This is a genomic window from Streptomyces sp. NBC_01431 (genome assembly GCF_036231355.1).
Classification (GTDB): Bacteria; Actinomycetota; Actinomycetes; order Streptomycetales; family Streptomycetaceae; genus Streptomyces.
Map to the genome: position 1 here is coordinate 543,704 of NZ_CP109496.1, position 14,991 is coordinate 558,694.

15 protein-coding genes are annotated in these 14,991 nt (G+C 70.5%); 5 read left to right on the forward strand and 10 right to left on the reverse strand.

The annotated features are described in order from the left end of the window. Nucleotides 1–570 precede the first annotated feature (570 nt). A complete protein-coding gene (locus OG522_RS02735; protein ID WP_329461291.1) occupies nt 571–1,251 on the forward strand; it encodes a pyridoxamine 5'-phosphate oxidase family protein in 681 nt (226 codons plus the stop codon). A gap of 95 nt (nt 1,252–1,346) precedes the next feature. On the opposite strand, the gene OG522_RS02740 is transcribed toward OG522_RS02735, so the two are convergent. The 3 genes from OG522_RS02740 to OG522_RS02750 form a co-directional block, all read right to left on the reverse strand. Further along, nucleotides 1,347–1,580, reverse strand: a complete 234-nt coding sequence (locus tag OG522_RS02740; protein WP_329461292.1) for a hypothetical protein — start codon at nt 1,578–1,580, stop codon at nt 1,347–1,349. A gap of 283 nt (nt 1,581–1,863) precedes the next feature. Further along, nucleotides 1,864–2,697 (reverse strand): PIG-L family deacetylase, encoded by an 834-nt coding sequence (locus tag OG522_RS02745; RefSeq protein ID WP_329461293.1) that lies wholly within the window; start codon nt 2,695–2,697, stop codon nt 1,864–1,866. Nucleotides 2,698–3,023: 326 nt separating this feature from the next. Beyond that, on the reverse strand, nt 3,024–3,914 hold the full coding sequence (locus OG522_RS02750; RefSeq protein ID WP_329461294.1) for a helix-turn-helix domain-containing protein: 891 nt from the start codon (nt 3,912–3,914) through the stop codon (nt 3,024–3,026). A gap of 136 nt (nt 3,915–4,050) precedes the next feature. On the opposite strand from OG522_RS02750, the gene OG522_RS02755 reads away from it, so the two are divergent. Genes OG522_RS02755 through OG522_RS02765 form a run of 3 tightly spaced genes read left to right on the forward strand, consistent with a single transcriptional unit; the run spans nt 4,051 to nt 6,619 of the window. Continuing rightward, nucleotides 4,051–4,968, forward strand: coding sequence for an MBL fold metallo-hydrolase (locus OG522_RS02755; RefSeq protein WP_329461295.1), 918 nt, complete (start codon nt 4,051–4,053; stop codon nt 4,966–4,968). Nucleotides 4,969–4,997: 29 nt separating this feature from the next. Further along, entirely contained in the window at nt 4,998–6,452 is a 1,455-nt protein-coding gene (locus tag OG522_RS02760; protein ID WP_329461296.1) for a carboxylesterase/lipase family protein, read from the forward strand. Further along, complete coding sequence (locus OG522_RS02765; protein WP_329461297.1) at nt 6,449–6,619, forward strand: hypothetical protein; 171 nt, start codon at nt 6,449–6,451, stop codon at nt 6,617–6,619. The genes OG522_RS02760 and OG522_RS02765 overlap by 4 nt, the downstream gene beginning before the upstream one ends. Here OG522_RS02765 and menC read toward each other — a convergent pair. The 4 genes from menC to OG522_RS02785 form a co-directional block, all read right to left on the reverse strand. Beyond that, the gene (gene menC / locus OG522_RS02770) at nt 6,616–7,728 is read right to left on the reverse strand and encodes an o-succinylbenzoate synthase (RefSeq protein ID WP_443074649.1); all 1,113 of its coding nucleotides are present in this window, start codon (nt 7,726–7,728) and stop codon (nt 6,616–6,618) included. The two genes, OG522_RS02765 and menC, sit on opposite strands and share 4 nt — an antisense overlap. Then, complete coding sequence (locus tag OG522_RS02775) at nt 7,725–8,519, reverse strand: GNAT family N-acetyltransferase (protein ID WP_329461298.1); 795 nt, start codon at nt 8,517–8,519, stop codon at nt 7,725–7,727. The genes menC and OG522_RS02775 overlap by 4 nt, the downstream gene beginning before the upstream one ends. Next, complete coding sequence (locus tag OG522_RS02780) at nt 8,516–9,598, reverse strand: M20 family metallopeptidase (protein ID WP_329467458.1); 1,083 nt, start codon at nt 9,596–9,598, stop codon at nt 8,516–8,518. The genes OG522_RS02775 and OG522_RS02780 overlap by 4 nt, the downstream gene beginning before the upstream one ends. Nucleotides 9,599–9,839: 241 nt before the next feature. Continuing rightward, entirely contained in the window at nt 9,840–10,151 is a 312-nt protein-coding gene (locus OG522_RS02785; RefSeq protein WP_329461299.1) for an ABC transporter ATP-binding protein, read from the reverse strand. A 122-nt stretch (nt 10,152–10,273) separates the two neighbouring features. Between OG522_RS02785 and OG522_RS02790 the strand changes: the two genes are divergently transcribed. After that, nucleotides 10,274–10,699 (forward strand): isochorismatase family protein, encoded by a 426-nt coding sequence (locus tag OG522_RS02790; protein ID WP_329461300.1) that lies wholly within the window; start codon nt 10,274–10,276, stop codon nt 10,697–10,699. Nucleotides 10,700–10,721: 22 nt separating this feature from the next. Here OG522_RS02790 and OG522_RS02795 read toward each other — a convergent pair whose 3' ends face one another. The 3 genes from OG522_RS02795 to OG522_RS02805 form a co-directional block, all read right to left on the reverse strand. Then, nucleotides 10,722–12,389 (reverse strand): PucR family transcriptional regulator, encoded by a 1,668-nt coding sequence (locus tag OG522_RS02795; protein WP_329461301.1) that lies wholly within the window; start codon nt 12,387–12,389, stop codon nt 10,722–10,724. 382 nt (nt 12,390–12,771) lie between these two features. After that, on the reverse strand, nt 12,772–14,208 hold the full coding sequence (locus tag OG522_RS02800; RefSeq protein WP_329461302.1) for a sensor histidine kinase: 1,437 nt from the start codon (nt 14,206–14,208) through the stop codon (nt 12,772–12,774). Further along, nucleotides 14,201–14,878, reverse strand: coding sequence for a response regulator transcription factor (locus OG522_RS02805; protein WP_329461303.1), 678 nt, complete (start codon nt 14,876–14,878; stop codon nt 14,201–14,203). Before OG522_RS02805 ends, OG522_RS02800 begins: the two co-directional genes overlap by 8 nt. Nucleotides 14,879–14,991: the final 113 nt, after the last annotated feature.

Consider the following 14,991-nt stretch of genomic DNA (forward strand, 5'->3'; position numbering starts at 1 on the left):
GGTCCTGTCTGTCATGCCAGGGCGATGCGCCTTTGCGGGGCGAGCGATGACCTCAGCATCGGTCCGGCCGACGGCGGCAACCAGGCACCCGTCTGCCCAGGTACGGCACACCCGGGCTCACCACCGCCATGCGCCCCCGCGACCCGCAAGAACCGGCCGCCGCCGTCGCTCGGTATCAGCCGCACCTCCAGACACTGTCGGCACTCTCACTCGGCCTGATCACTGGGGCACGGCTCGGTCGAGGTGGATTCGCTCGGCGAAGTAGAACCCGCTCCCCGGACGGCAGACAACTCGGGGAGGACCAACGGCTGTTGGAGGCGACGAACGCCACCGGGGCAGCCGGGCAGGACACTTGGAGCGTAGCTCCGTCGATCACGAGGCCCGGATGCGCGGATCGGTCAGCCATGTTGGGACGCCCCCTCCCGGAACAAGCGATTCCGTCGCCAAGAGTATTTTGAACAACGGATTGAGAAGATCTATAGCTCCTTGACGATGAAATCAGTAACATCTCCCACTGCTCATCCCGCCACGGGACCACAACCCGGCCGCCCCTCGGAGAGGAAGCACCCCATGGACTCCGCTAATCCGGAACGCCAGTTGCCGGTCACCGATCGCACCCGGCACCGCCGCTTCCGGGAACAGGGCAGCCTGGATCGCGACCAGCTCGACGCGATCCTCGGCGCAGGCTTCATCTGCCACCTCGGCGTCACCGTCGAAGGGACGCTGATGGTCATACCGACCGTCTACGGTTCCGACGGCAGCACCCTGTACTTCCACGGCTCGGTTGCCAGCCGCAGCCTGCTCGCGTCACCCGACGCCACGGTCTGCGTCACGGTCACCCACGTCGACGGCCTCGTCCTCGCACGCTCGGTGTTCGAGCACGGCGTCAACTACCGCAGCGCCATGGTCTACGGCACCCCCCGACTGGTCACGGACCCCGACGAGAAGCTGGCCGGTCTGCGCTGCCTGACCGAGCACGCCACGCCGGGCCAATGGGACTATGCCCGCCAACCGAGCCGCAAGGAAATCGCCGCGACCGCCCTGCTCGCCCTCTCCCTGAACGAGGCGTCCGTCAAGATCCGTACCGGCGCCCCGGACGATGGCGACAGCGAGGACGCCCGACTCGGCCTGTGGGCAGGTGTCCTGCCGCTACGCGCCACGTGGGGCGCCCTGGAGCCTGACCCTGCGCTGCCCGAGGGCGTCGAAGCCCCCGCCCATTTGACGAAGCGGGTCGGCGCCCCGGCGAACTGAATGCCACGCCGCCCCCGGTGCGGCCCACATGGCCGACCTGCCGTACCAGGGTTCACAACGCCAGAACCATCCGCCCAAAGGGCTGATCCGCTCTTTCAGTCCATGCAGTGGAACACTGCCGTCGCGGCGGCAGTCACGGTGAGGATGGTGAAGCCGAGCATGAAGACCCGCAGCCTCGCTGCCAGCACCAGGGCGCGCACGCTACGCGGTGCGCACCAGCCGCATTCGTCTGCCTCGTGTCCGGCCAGCTCCAGCCAGTAGACACTCGGCAGCTCAACGCGCGAAAAAACGGTGTCCATCGTCGCATCGTCGCTGTCGTTCAAGTTCATGCCAGCACCAACGCCGATGCCGCGCGGCAGGCAACGCCGACTCAGGTCAACGCAACCCAATCGTGCTCTGGCTGGTGAAAGTCATACTGGAACTGGATGAGTCGGGCACGCCAACTCGCCGTGTACCAGCGGAACTTCAAGCCGCGCCGGGACTTGGTCGGTCCCTGCGAGCACGGCGCCTTCGCGCGCTACGCGGCCCTCCCGGAGTTCGCAAAAGAGCATCCGGGAGGGCTTTCACATAACCATCGTCGGCAAGGCGTGGGGCCCCGGCAGGACGGGAGGGTCAGCGCAGTCCGGCGAAGAGATCGTTCTCGGGCAGGGCCGCTCCGGTGGCGTCCTTGACGCGTACGAAAGTCTCCATGCCCATCAGCTCGCCGAACCTCTCCTTGCCCATCTTGAGGAAGAAGATGTTCTCGCCCTGGCTGGCGTGGGCGGCCAGCGCATCGAACTTCTGACCGCTGAACGCGGTGGTGTCCACCCACGTGGTGATCTCATCGTCGGGCAGGCCGATCTCGGCCAGCGCGGCGGCCTCGGCGGGATCCGGCTCCGGCATGTCCTCCTGAAACTCGCGCATGGTCTCCCCGAACCGCTGCATCGCCGAGCGGGGCATCGTCGTCCAGTACACCTTCGGTGTCAGCGCGGTCATCTCCAGCGCCGCCATCGTGATGCGGTGGGCCTGGATGTGGTCGGGGTGGCCGTAGAAGCCGTTCTCGTCATAGGTGACGACCACATCGGGTCGGTAGTGCCGCATGAGGTCGGCAAGTCGGGCGGCGCCTTCCTCAACCGGGGTCTGCCAGAAGGATCCGGGGGCGTCGTTGCTCGGCCAGCCCATCATCCCGGAGTCGGCATAGTCCAGCATCTCCAGATCGCTGATCTTCAGGACGTCGCAGCTCGCCTCAAGTTCTTGACGGCGCATCAAGGCGACGGCCACCGGGTCGTGCCCGGGATCGCCCGGCTTGGCGCCCCCCGTTCCGTCACCGCAGCCGCCGTCGGTACACGTCACGAGAACCGTTCGGAAGCCTTCCGCCGCATATCGCGCGAGGACCCCTCCGGTTCCGGTGGCCTCGTCGTCGGGGTGAGCGTGTACTGCCATGAGCGTCAAGGGCCGGTCAGTCATGAAACAGTCCTCCTGCGGAGCGGAAATACGTCTTGGTCCGAGTGCGCGGCGGGCGTACCGCCATCGCGGGGTCCGGATCCTGGTGGGGCGGAGACCTTGTGGTCTCCGTGTTCCCCGCCCGTGCGGCGCCGGCCCCTCGGTCGATGCAACCCTGCCGACCGGGCCGGCTGTTCCCGGCACGGCCGATCGGCCTTCCAGGGCACGTCGGCGTTTCAACGCCAACGAGGTACCGGCGCGACCTGGTGCGCGTCTCAGCGACGTGGCCCACTGGGCAAGCAGTGGCCAGTAGGCCTGAGATTTGGCACCGCCTTGACCTGTCGGGTCGGCTACGTGGAAACGCCGACGCCGTTCGCGTGCGGCGCCCGGTCGGCGCTCACCTGCCGGAGGAGCGCGAGGGCCTCCTCGGCAGGGGAACCAGCGGGGGTGGTGCACACGATGAGCGCCTGGTCCGGTGAACGGGCCACGGACAGCGTCTGCTGAGTCACCGTCACCGTGCCGACGACGGGGTGGCGCAGCTCGTAGGAGACGGCGTCGCACGGCGCCACGCGGTGGTCGGCCCACATCGCGACGAACTCCGGGCTGTTCATGGTCAGTTCACCGATCAGCGCGGCAAGGAGCGGGTCGTCCGGGTGCCTGCCGACGGCGATGCGCAGGTTGCCGACCACCGCGCGGGCCTTGCGCGTCCAGTTCGCGTACAGCTCCCGGCAGTGCGGGTCAAGGAACAGCATCCGGCTCATGTTCGGGCGTCGCCCCTGGTCGTCCGGGCCTGCTGGGTCCAGGTGGCCGGCCAGCAGGGCGTGCCCAAGGGCGTTCCAGGCCAGCACGTCGGTGCGGCGACCGAGCACGATCGCCGGGACGCCCTCGACGGCGCGGAGGAGGTCGCGGGTTTCGTCGGCGAGCTTCTCGGGTCGCGGGCGGCGCGGCCGGGGTGCGTGGCGGGCGGCACCGGCGAGCCGGTCGAGGTGCTCGCGCTCATGGACATCGAGCAGGAGAGCGCGGGCGATCGCGTCGAGCACCTCGGCAGAGGCCCCGCGGGACAGGCCCTGTTCCAGCCGTGCGTAGTACGAGACGCTGACGCCCGCCAGCTGGGCCAGTTCCTCGCGCCGGAGCCCGGCCACCCGTCTGCGGGGCCCGAGGTCGCGCAGGCCGACGTCCTCGGGTCGCAGGCGCGCGCGTCGGGCTTGGAGGAAGGCGCCGAGCGGTCCGGGTGCGTTCATCACCCCAGTATTCGGTGCGCCACCGGATCCCAGCCACACCCTGCGAGGGGTAGGACAACACGGGAGTGGCGCGAGCCCGTCCACGTGCCCAGGCTCGGTCTCACGCACCACCCACCCCGGACTTGAGGACGGACACATGGATCACAACCCGGAGCAACTCACCCTGGGCGACGTCAGCGTCACCCGCATCAAAGAGTTCTACGGCTCGGTCGAAATGCCCCCTGGCCAGTTCTTTCCCGACAGCCAGGACAGCATGTGGGACAAGCACCGCGACTGGCTGGCCCCCGACTTCTGGAACCCGAAGACGAACGAGTGTCATACAGCGATCCAGTCCTGGCTGCTGCACAGCGAGGGACGCACCATCCTCGTCGACACCGGTGTCGGCAACCACAAGGACCGGCCCTACGCACCGTTGTGGAGCCGCCTGGATACCAACTACCTCGCCAACCTGGCCGCCGCCGGGCTGCGCCCCGAGGACATCGACATCGTGGTCAACACCCATCTGCACATCGATCACGTCGGCTGGAACACCCGCCTCGACGGCCGCGATTGGGTGCCGACCTTCCCCAACGCCACGTACCTGATCAACCGGCGGGACTTCGACTTCTGGGACCCGGCCAACGAGAACAAGTCCGTACTGGGCCGCGGGAACCAGAACGTCTTCGAGGACAGCGTCACGCCGGTCCACCAGGCAGGGCTCACCCACCTGTGGGAGGAGACGTACCGGATCGACAAGAATCTGCGTCTCGATCTCGCTCCCGGGCACACTCCCGGCTCGTCCGTACTCACCCTGCGATCCCGCGGCGATCAGGCGTTGTTCGTCGGGGACCTGGTGCACACCGCGCTGCAAATCGCCGAGCCCGAGACCAACTCCTGCTTCTGCGAGGACCCGGCACAGGCCCGCGTCACGCGGTACGAACTGCTCGGCCGCGCCGCCGAGAACAACGCGCTCGTCTTCCCTGCGCACTTCGGCGGCCAAGGCGCCGCGGAGGTCGCTCGCAGCGGGTCGAAGTTCGCGATCAAGGAGTGGGCGGCCTTCTCCCCCATCTCCTGATGTCCCCTTCCAGAGAGGAAGAGTGTCCCATGGCTCAACAAGCAGACCCGGTGGTCGAAACACCCGCGGGCGCTGTGCGCGGCGTCCGTGACGGATCCGGGGAGCGCTACCGCGCCCTGCCCTACGCGGCGGCACCGACCGGCGCCGGCCGTTTCGCCCCGCCCGCGCCGCACCCGGGCTGGTCCGGTGTCCGCGACGGCACTCAGCCCTCGCCCACGGCTCCCCAACCGGTCCGCGACTTCGGCCGACTCGACATGACACCCTACTTCGGGCCGGGCTGGGTGCGCGGTGAGGAGTATCTGACCGTCGATGTCCACACGCCTTCCGCCGACGGCGGCAGACGCCCCGTCATGGTCTTCGTGCACGGCGGCGGGTTCGTCACCGGATCGAACCGCGCCGCGCTCTACGACGGCGGCGCGTTCGCCCGGGACGAGGTCGTTCTGGTGACGGTGAACTACCGTCTCGGCATCCCCGGGTTCCTCGATCTGGCCGGTGCTCCGGCCAACCGCGGGCTGCTCGACGTGCTCGCCGCCCTGCGCTGGGTACAGGACACGATCGCGGCATTCGGCGGCGACCCCGACAACGTCACGGTCTTCGGCCAGTCCGCCGGTGGCACGCTCACGGGCGCGCTGCTCGCGACCCCGGCGGCAGGGGGCCTGTTCCGCCGGGCGATCGTCCAGAGCGGCAACGGCACCGGCGCGTTCACCCCCGAGCAGGCGCAGCGGGTCACCGCCGCGGCGGCGGCCGCACTGGGCGTCGAGCCGACCGCTGAGGCGTTCGCCCCGATCCCGGACGAGCGCTTCCTGGCGGCCCTGCCCGCGTTGGCCGGCCTCGACCTCCGCACCAGGACTACAACGGACCCGCTGGCCGGGCTCAGCCCGTTCAGCCTGGTCCTGCCGGTCCAGCCCGCCGAGGCTCTCGCCGACGGCCCGGCCGGCGACGTCGACCTGCTCATCGGCACCAACACCGAGGAGGCGCACCTCTACCTCGTACCGCGGGGCGACTTGGAATCCACGACGGAAGCCGACGTGCTCAGCGTCGCCGCCCGGATCCATGCGGACCCGGAAGCCGCCGTCGCCGCGCACCGCACGGCACGGCCGGGCGCGACACCGGGCGAGCTGCGCTCCGCTGTGCTCGGGCAGGCCCTGTTCGGGGCCGGTACGACGCGCATGGCGCAGGCCCACGCGCGGATCTCGGGCGGCCGCACCCATCTCTACTCCTTCGGGTACCGTTCGACGGCCCTGGGCGGGCGACTCGGCGCTGCCCACACCGTCGAGCTGCCCTTCGTGTTCGACATCGCCGACAACCCCCTGCTGCACGGGGACACCCGCCTACTCGGCCCCGACCCCACCCCGTCAGGACTCGCGGCCCAAATACATGGCGCGTGGGTCGCGTTCGCCGGCACCGGCAGTCCGGGCTGGGCTCCCTACGACCCGCAGCGCCCCAGGGCAAAGATCCTCGGCAGCCGTCGTCCGGAAGGATGAGGGGCGCCGAACGAGTCTCCCGGCGCTCCAGCGTGTGGGGCGCCGCGCTGCCGGACCGGGCGGAGGGCGTCGCCGACCTGGAGAGGCGGCTCAACCAGTGGGAGGCGGACCGCACCCCGTTCAGCCTGGTCCGGGGTGAGTCACAGGGGGCGGTGGCACCGCTCTAGAGGGCGATCCACTCACGTGATGTGGTCACCCGGTCGAGGACGTCCGGGAGGGGCTCGATGCCCAGACCGGGGCCGGTGGGGACCTCCAGGTGTCCGTCCTTGAGGAGGAACGGCTCGGTGATGTCGGTGGCGAAGTAGCGGTGTGAGCCCGAGGTGTCGCCGGGGAGTGTGAAGCCGGGCAGGGCGGCCAGAGCGAGGTTCGCGGCGCGTCCGATGCCGGTTTCGAGCATGCCACCGCACCACACCGGTATGCCGTGGGCACGGGCGAGATCGTGGATGCGCCGGGCTTCCAGGTAGCCGCCCACCCTGGCCGGCTTGATGTTGATGATGGAGCAGGCGCCGAGGGAGATGGCAGCCGCGGCGTGGGCGGCGGATTCGATGGACTCGTCCAGGCAGATGGGGGTCCGCAGGAGTTTGGCGAGCTGGGCGTGCTGGACCATGTCGTCGTTGGCGAGGGGCTGTTCGATCAGCAGGAGGCCGAAGGCGTCGAGACGGGCGAGGTGTTGGGCGTCGACGAGGGTGTACGCGGCGTTGGCGTCGACTTGCAGGAGCAGGTCGTCACCGAAGCGCTCCCGCACGGCGCGGACGGGATCGACGTCCCAGCCGGGTTCGATCTTCAGCTTGATGCGGGCGTAGCCCTCGGCGACGTACTGCCCGACGGCGTCCAGGAGTTGGGGGATGGAGTCCATGATGCCTACGGAGACGCCGCACGGTACGCGGTCCCGTGCGGCACCGAGATACGTACCGAACGACTCGCCCGTGATGCGGAGTTGTGCGTCAAGGACCGCGGTCTCCAGTGCGGACTTCGCCATGTGGTGTCCGGTGAAGGGCTCCAGCGCGCGGCCCACGGCGGCCGCGTCCACGCCGTCCTTGGGCAGAGCGGGGATCAGGAACTTGCTCAGGACGTTCTGCGCGCCGTCGACGTATTCGCTGCAGTAGCGGGGCTCGGACATCGCGGCACACTCGGCCCAGCCCTCTCCCTCGGTCGTGACGACGCGGACGAGGAGGACGTCGCGGCTGGTCTCGACGCCGAAGGAGGTACGGAACGGGGAGACGAGCGGCATGGCTATCCGGCGCAGTTCGATGCCGTCGATCTTCACTTTGGTCATTGGTCGCTCCCGGTGGGCAGGTGTGCGGAGGTGCGGTGGACGAGGTAGCTGCGCCGGTCGTGGAAGCCGATGACGCGGGCGCCGCCGTCGAGCAGTTCGCCGAGGGTGTGCCGTACGGCCAGCCTCCAGGCATGTGCGGCGGCGGGATCGGTGCGGCGTAGGGCCTCGATGTCGTCCGGTACGTCGATGAGGATGAACTCCGCCTCCGTCGTGCCGAGTTCGGGGTGACCGTCGAGGTTGCGGACTGCGTGTGCCGCGCCGTCGGGCAGCGGGGCACCGGCGTGGGCGGTGTCAGGTGGGGCGGCCAGGTCCCAGGCGGCCAGGATCCGGTCGGATTCGTCGCCACCGTTGATGGCGTCGTCCATGGCGCCGTAGAAGGACCGCAGATACTCCTCGGGGCGGGCGCCGAGTTTGGTGAGGTTGAAGTGGGCGTTGCGGCGGATGAGGGGGTCGTAGGTCCAGGTGATGCGCTTCAGGCCGCGTTCCAGGGCCCATTGGCGCTGGTGCAGTTTGAGGGCCAGGCCGATCCCGCGGCCCGGGAGGGCACCGGTGATGTGGGAGTGGAGTGTTGTTCCGGCGGGTTCGCCGTAGAACGCGACGGATGCCCCGGTCAGCCGGCCGTCCTCGTCGTAGGCTCCGGCGACGTAGTTCCCGGCGTGGGCCAGGGCACGCATGATCTCCGCCGAGATCGGGGCCTTGTCCGGGTGGGTGCCCCAGATGTCGGCGTAGAGGCGGCGGGCGGTGTCGAACTCGTCCATGGAGTGGAGTTCGCGGATGTCGGGGCGGTTCACAGCATGGCTCCGACGAGGTGGGCCAACAGCTGGGCGCGGGGCCCCATGGTGGCGGTCACGACGTGCTCGTGGTCGGCGTGGGCTCCGTCGCCGACGGCGCCGAGGCCGTCGAGGGTGGGGCAGCCGACCCCTGCCGTGTAGTTGCCGTCGGACGCTCCCCCGACGGCTGCTTGTCGCAGTGGGCCGAGTCCGAGTCCGGTGGCCACATCGCAGGCCAGCGCGAACAGTTGGCGGGAGGCGCCGGCGTCCAGGGGCGGGCGGTTGGGGCCGCCGCCGATGTGCAGGCGCGCTTCGGGGTGACGCGGGGTGAGGGCGGTGATGAGGTCGTCGACGGCTTGCTGGGCCGCGGGCGTGGCGACGCGGGCGTCGATACTCAGCTCGGCGCGGGCCGGGACGGTGTTGGTGGTGGTTCCCGCCGACATGACCGTCGGGGTGATGGTGGTGCCCGGTCCGGTGCGCGTGGTGACGGTGTCGGTGATGTGCTGGAGAGCCAGGAGATGGTGGGCCAGTTCGGTGGCGGCGTTGATGCCGTTCTCCGGTTCCAGGCCCGCGTGGGCGGCGCGTCCGAGGACTGTGAGGTCGTAGTTCGAGACCCCCTTGCGGCTGGTCTTGAGCGCGCCTCCGGTCGCCGAGGGTTCGAGGACGAGCGTGGCCCGGCAGGCTCGCGCCGTGTCCTCGATCAGTGCGCGAGAGGTGTCCGAGCCGACCTCTTCGTCGCCGGTGACCAGAACGCACAAGCCCTCAAGGGAAGGCAGCGTGGCCAGGGCGTGGAACATCTGGACCAGGCCGGCCTTCATGTCGAAGACGCCGGGGCCACGGGCGATGCCCTGCTGGACGGAGAAGGGGTGGGTCTTGAGGGTGCCAACGGGCCAGACGGTGTCGTGGTGGCCGAGGAGCAGGATGCGCGGGGTTCCGAAGGTCCACCGCACATGGGTCACGCCGCCGATCGTGACCGTCTCGGACCGGGCGCCGAGCAGGCGGCTGCCTTGTTCGGCGACGACCTCGGCGCTGGCCGCGACGGCCGCGTGATCGGCGGAGTAGGACTCGCAGGACACCAGCTCTTCGAGGTCGGCGAGCATGGGGTCGAGAGGCGGCGGGGCGGTCTTGGACACGTGAAGGGCCTGCACGGGTGTCTCCTCCAGGGGGTGGGATGAGACCCACGCTAGGCAGCCTGCGGGAGGCGGAATTGGTACGTGGATCACAACGTCGGGGGTGTCTTCGTACCGGGAAACGAAGGGAAGTTGGGTGTGCTGCCCGACGGCCGGCGCGAGGGTCGCCGGGCGGGCCCGGCTCAGCCCAAGTGCGCGCTCATCAAACGCTTCAGGTTGCCGCCGGGGACCTTGCGGATGGCGTCGTGGTCGAGCCCGCGGTCGAGGAGCGCGGCAGTGAGCAGCGGCATTCCGGCGAGGCCTTCCATGCCGGGGAAGTCGAAGGGGGCTGGCGTCCGGGGATGGTGACCAGCGGCAGGGCGCGGTCGGTGTCCATGTCGGGGGTCGAGCCGATCAGGGCGCGGGTGTAGGGGTGGCGGGCGGGTCGCAGGGCGCCGGCGGGGAGTTCCTCCACGATGCGCCCGGCGTACATGACGGCGACGCGGTCGCACAGTTCGCTGATGACGGCGATTCTGGTGATCATCGATGTGCAGAGCGAGTTCTACCCGCGGCGCCGGCTCGACGTGGACCGCCTGCGCTTCGACGAGATGGTGCGGCGCATCGCCTGGATCACCTCGGTGGCCGACAGACTGCGGATCCCCGGTCGTGGTCACCGAGGAGGACCCCGACGGCAGCGGGCACACCGTCCCGCAGATCCGGGACGCGCTGCCGGCCGGTGCCATGACCCTGCCGAAGAACGCGTTCGCCGTCTGGGACAACCCCGACATCGCCGCTGCCCTGGAGGCCACGCAGCGCTCCACGATGGTGCTGGTCGGCATCGAGACGGACATCTGCGTGGCCCACTCCGCGATCCAGCTGCACCACGCGGGTAAGCGCGTCGTCGTCATCGACGATGCCACCTACTCACCTGGCCCCGCCCATGAGCGCGGGCTGCGGCGCCTGTCCGGCCGGGGCGTCGAGACGCTCTCCACCAAGGAACTGTTCTACGACTGGGTCCGCACCATCGAGCAGGCCAACGCCTTCCACGACACCCACGCCGGCCTCGCCGTACCGCCGGGGGTCCGACTCTGAACCGAGACCGCGGACGGCACGCTCACGAGGCGGTACCGCGGCCCCCGTGGGTGGGCTCCGCGCCGGTGTCGTACAGGCCCATCAGCCGCAGTTCCAGCATCGCGGCGAAGCGTACGGACGGATCCCGCAGGTCGATCCGACCCACCTCGGCGACCCGGCGGATCCGGTAGCGGAAGGTGTTGTGGTGGACGAACACACTGGCCGCAGCGGGGAGTACGTCGCCGAACGCGTCCAGCCACGCCCGCAGCGTCTCCACCAGATGAGCGTTGTGCCGGCGGTCGTACTCCACCAACCGGGCGATCGGGCCGGACAGTTCATCGCGGTGGGCGACCGCGAGGTCCTGCATCTCCAGCAGCAGCGCGTCGATGTGCACGTCGTTGATCGCGGCGACTCGCCGCGCTCCGCCGCCGTGCGACAGCACGCGTAGCGCCCGGTCGGCGTTGGCCCGCGACCGTGCGAGTGCCGCGGGTTCCAGGGCCACCGAGCCGATCCCGATGACGGCTCCCATCCGCTCTCCGGTGCGTTGCAGGAAACTCGCCGCCACCTGCACGGCCCGCTCCCGCGCGGCCGCCGAGACGTCCTGGACCGGCAAGAGGGCGTAGGCCACGTCGCCCAGGAGCGCCACCGCCGACCTTGGCTGCACCGCCGCCATGTGCACGGCCAGCGCGCTGGAGAGCCGCTGGCGCTCGGCGGTGAGCTGGGCGTGATCGGTGTCGGCTGCGGGTTCGAGACCCATCGCCAGGACGAGAAGCGGGTCGTCTGCGAGGCCGAGGCGTCCCAGCGACTCGATCGCCGCGGAACCGCCCTCCAGCGCGCTGGTCACCAAGTCGGCCCGTAGCCGGTTCTCGGCATCCGTGCCCGCGCGAAAGCGCAGCATGTGCAGGGCGACCAGCTTGGCCGCCTCCCGGAACGCTTCTTCGCGCTCCGGGGTCAGCGGCTTGCGCAGCGCCGCCCACACCGACCCCAGGATCTCGTCGCCGGCCCGCACGGCGATCGCCACTCGGGGCAGCGCGACCTCGTCCCCCAGGGTGGGCGGCGAGATGTGGACCGGCTGGTCGCTGCGGTAGAGCTCCTTGAAGACGCCTTGCTCCTCGTGGAGACGCAGGTAGCGCTCGGGCACCCGCCGGGCCAGGATGCTGGCCACCCGCGGCGGGTCCGCTTCGTCCTGGCGGCCGGAGAAGGCAAGGATCCGGGAGCGGCGGTCCTCGATGGTGATCGGAGCGTCAAGGAGGGTCGCGATCGCGTTCGCCAGCGCGAACAGGTCGCCGGACGGCACACCACCCAGGGTCTGTCCCCCGCTCTCCCCCACGTCGCCCTCGGCGAGCAGGGTGCGCAGCATCGCTGCCAGCTGTGCCCAGGACGCCCCCGGGGTGAGAGCCAGGAGGGCAATCCCGGTGTGTGCGGCCACGGCTTCCAGTGCGCCGCATTGCTCGACGGGGCCGCGTACGACCAGTGCGGCCGCACCCGCTTCGGCGAGCTCACACAGGAGCCGCGATATCTGCTCCGTACCGTGGACGCTGACCCCGAGCACAATGGCCCGCTCCGGGTAGTGCTGCTCGTCGTGCGGATCGTGAATGCCGACGCCGCCGAGCTCCGGCGCGGCCGCGGGATCTCCGTGCACCAGGTCCAGCAGGGTGGGGCCGAGGTCTTCGAGTACCCGGCTCAGACCGCGGGCGGGGTTCGTCGACATGCGCCTGATCATCTCCGCAGGTTAGGGCCGGTGCGGCCCTGCGCGGTCGTGGGTGGGAACGAGATTACGTGACCGTTCCTGTTCGCTGGAACGAACGGCGCCTGAGACGGTCGCCACAGCCGCTCCACCGCACACCGCGCGAGAGCGTCGGCGGAGTCGACCACCGCCAGCAGCCGGGCCGCCGCCCGGACGACCAACGGGATCTCGGTACAGGCCGCGATGACGACCTGCGCGCCCCCGACACCACGAGGCTGTCGCCAACTCCAAATGGAGCGAGGCCAATTGGGTGCGGCGACTATAGGGGCCCGTGCTCGGGTGAGCTCGCCGGGAGCCACGGGCCTTCCCGGCGAGGGGAGAGGGCGAGCGCCGGTTCGCCTGCTCGTCAGCAGGTGTCCAGCGGGAGCCGGGCCACCAGGTGGGCTCCCCGTTCCGAGTCCTGGACGGTGAGTGAGCCGCCCAGGTGGGTGGCGATGTCGCGGGCGATCGCGAGGCCGAGGCCCGAACCGCCTTGGTCACGGCTGCGGGCGTCATCGAGCCGGGTGAAGCGCTCGAAGACCCGTTCACGGTCGGCGGGCGGGATGCCCGGTCCGTCGTCGCGGACCTCCAGCACCGCTGTGCCCCGGTCTTGGTCCACGCGCAGCGCGAGCAGGACCGAGTGGTCGGCGTGCCGTTGGGCGTTGTCCAGGAGATTGGTGACGAGGCGCGCCAACCACAGCGTGCTTCCGCGCACGGTGACCTCCGGAGCGATCTCGGTGTCCACCGGCACCCGGTCCCGCTTTCGGGTTCGGGCCGCTTCGCGGACGACTTCCGTGAGGTCCACCGCGGCGCGAGGGGGTGCCTGAGCGGTGTCGAGCCGGGCGAGCAGCAACAGGTCGGAGGCCAGGTCCTGGAGCCGGACGGTGTCTTCCAGGGCCCCGTTGACGAGTTCGCCCCACAGGTCGGGGTCGGGGTGGGCCTGGGCGACTTCGAGTTGCGTACGGAGCACGGTGATGGGGCTTCGCAGTTCGTGTGAGGCGTCGGCGATGAACTGGCGCTGGCGGATCACGGACGCTTCGAGACGGTCCAGGGTGGTGTTCATCGTGGCCGCGAGCCGGGCGATCTCGTCCTGGCTGTGCGGCACGGGTACTCGGCGGTGCAGATCGCGGTCGCTGATCTCGGCGACCTCGGCCCGGATCGCCTCGACGGGGCGCAGGGCCCAGCCCGTGACCCGCCAGGTGACCAGGGCGACGGTGAGGACGAGCAGCGGCACCGCGAAGATGAGGCAGGCCCGGATGAACTCGTCCGCGGCGTCGGCCTCCCTCAGCGAGGTGCCCGCGTACACGGTGACGAGGCCGCTCCCGGTGGCGGTGGTGACCTGGACGACGCGCTGGCGGTGCTCCTCGCGCACCGGTCCGCCGTTCCAGGTTCCGCGGACGGTCCCCGGCGAGCTGGGGCGGGCAGCCGAGAGGGCGGGGCGGCCGGTCAGGTTGGGGCTGGCCGCGAGCACCCGGCCGTGCGCGTCGACGACCTGGAGGAAATCGGTGCCGCGGTCCGGTGTCAGCACGGCGCCGAGCCGGCCTTCGGCCGCGAGACCGGCGGTGAGGACGGCCTGTCGCTCCGCGTCGGTCTGGGCGTTGCGCATCAGGTTGTTCTCCAGCAGCCCGAGCAGCCCGAAGGAGGCGACGCCGAGCGCCACGGCGACCACGACGGACGCGCCCAGCGTGGCGCGGGCTCGCACGGACCGGGGCCGGAGCCTCCGGGCGAGGCACCGCAGCCGGGCGACGGCTCGGCGGCGCGGGGCGCCGGGCGCGGCATCGCTGTGCTCGTCCGGCTCAGCCACCGTCGGCCGCCAGCCGGTAGCCGGCCCCGCGGACCGTCTCCACCGCGGCCCGCCCGAAGGGGGCGTCGATCTTGCGACGCAACGCGCTGACGTGGACCTCCACGACGTTGAGGTCGCCCTCGTAGGCCGCGTCCCACACCTGCTCCAGGATCTCCCGCTTGGGCACGATCTCACCGGCGCGGCGGGCCAGGTGCACGAGGACCGCGAATTCGCGCGAGGTCAAACGGGCCTCGGCCCCGCCGCGCGTGCAGCGCTGCTTCGCCGGGTCGATCACCAGGTCACCGAACTCCATGATCTGCGGGCTGCGCCGGCCCGTGCGCCGGATGAGCGCGCGCAGCCGGGCCACCAGGACGACGTACGAGAACGGCTTGGAGAGGAAGTCGTCGGCGCCGGTGTCGAGGGCCTCCGCCTCGTCGTACTCGCCGTCCTTCGCGGTGAGCATCAGGATGCCCGACTCGCAGCCCGCCGCGCGCAGCCGGGCGCAGACCCGGTAGCCGTTGATTCCGGGCAGCATGATGTCGAGCACGATGACGTCGTAGTCGTGCTCACCCGCCAGCCAGAGCCCTTGCGGGCCGTCGTGGGCGACGTCCACCGAAAAGCCTTCGGCCTGGAGCCCCCGTTGCAGGGCCGCGGCCAGCCGCCGCTCGTCCTCGACCACCAGTACGCGCATGGGGTCAAGGTTCTCAGGTCGCGGCGCCGGGTTGCTGAAGGGTTCTTCAGGTCGCTTCAGCAAGGCTTCAGCATGCGCCCCGCAGGATCTGACCGAGCCGGGCGCGTGTCCGG

What these genes read in the sequence shown, in the direction of transcription:
- OG522_RS02740 (WP_329461292.1), bottom strand. Translation starts at nt 1,580, where the DNA reads ATGAACTTGAACGACAGCGACGATGCGACGATGGACACCGTTTTTTCG.
- OG522_RS02765 (WP_329461297.1), top strand. Translation starts at nt 6,449, where the DNA reads ATGAGGGGCGCCGAACGAGTCTCCCGGCGCTCCAGCGTGTGGGGCGCC.
- OG522_RS02750 (WP_329461294.1), bottom strand. Translation starts at nt 3,914, where the DNA reads ATGAACGCACCCGGACCGCTCGGCGCCTTCCTCCAAGCCCGACGCGCG.
- OG522_RS02735 (WP_329461291.1), top strand. Translation starts at nt 571, where the DNA reads ATGGACTCCGCTAATCCGGAACGCCAGTTGCCGGTCACCGATCGCACC.
- OG522_RS02780 (WP_329467458.1), bottom strand. Translation starts at nt 9,598, where the DNA reads ATGCTCGCCGACCTCGAAGAGCTGGTGTCCTGCGAGTCCTACTCCGCC.
- OG522_RS02795 (WP_329461301.1), bottom strand. Translation starts at nt 12,389, where the DNA reads ATGTCGACGAACCCCGCCCGCGGTCTGAGCCGGGTACTCGAAGACCTC.
- OG522_RS02760 (WP_329461296.1), top strand. Translation starts at nt 4,998, where the DNA reads ATGGCTCAACAAGCAGACCCGGTGGTCGAAACACCCGCGGGCGCTGTG.
- OG522_RS02805 (WP_329461303.1), bottom strand. Translation starts at nt 14,878, where the DNA reads ATGCGCGTACTGGTGGTCGAGGACGAGCGGCGGCTGGCCGCGGCCCTG.
- OG522_RS02785 (WP_329461299.1), bottom strand. Translation starts at nt 10,151, where the DNA reads ATGATCACCAGAATCGCCGTCATCAGCGAACTGTGCGACCGCGTCGCC.
- OG522_RS02755 (WP_329461295.1), top strand. Translation starts at nt 4,051, where the DNA reads ATGGATCACAACCCGGAGCAACTCACCCTGGGCGACGTCAGCGTCACC.
- menC (WP_443074649.1), bottom strand. Translation starts at nt 7,728, where the DNA reads ATGACCAAAGTGAAGATCGACGGCATCGAACTGCGCCGGATAGCCATG.
- OG522_RS02745 (WP_329461293.1), bottom strand. Translation starts at nt 2,697, where the DNA reads ATGACTGACCGGCCCTTGACGCTCATGGCAGTACACGCTCACCCCGAC.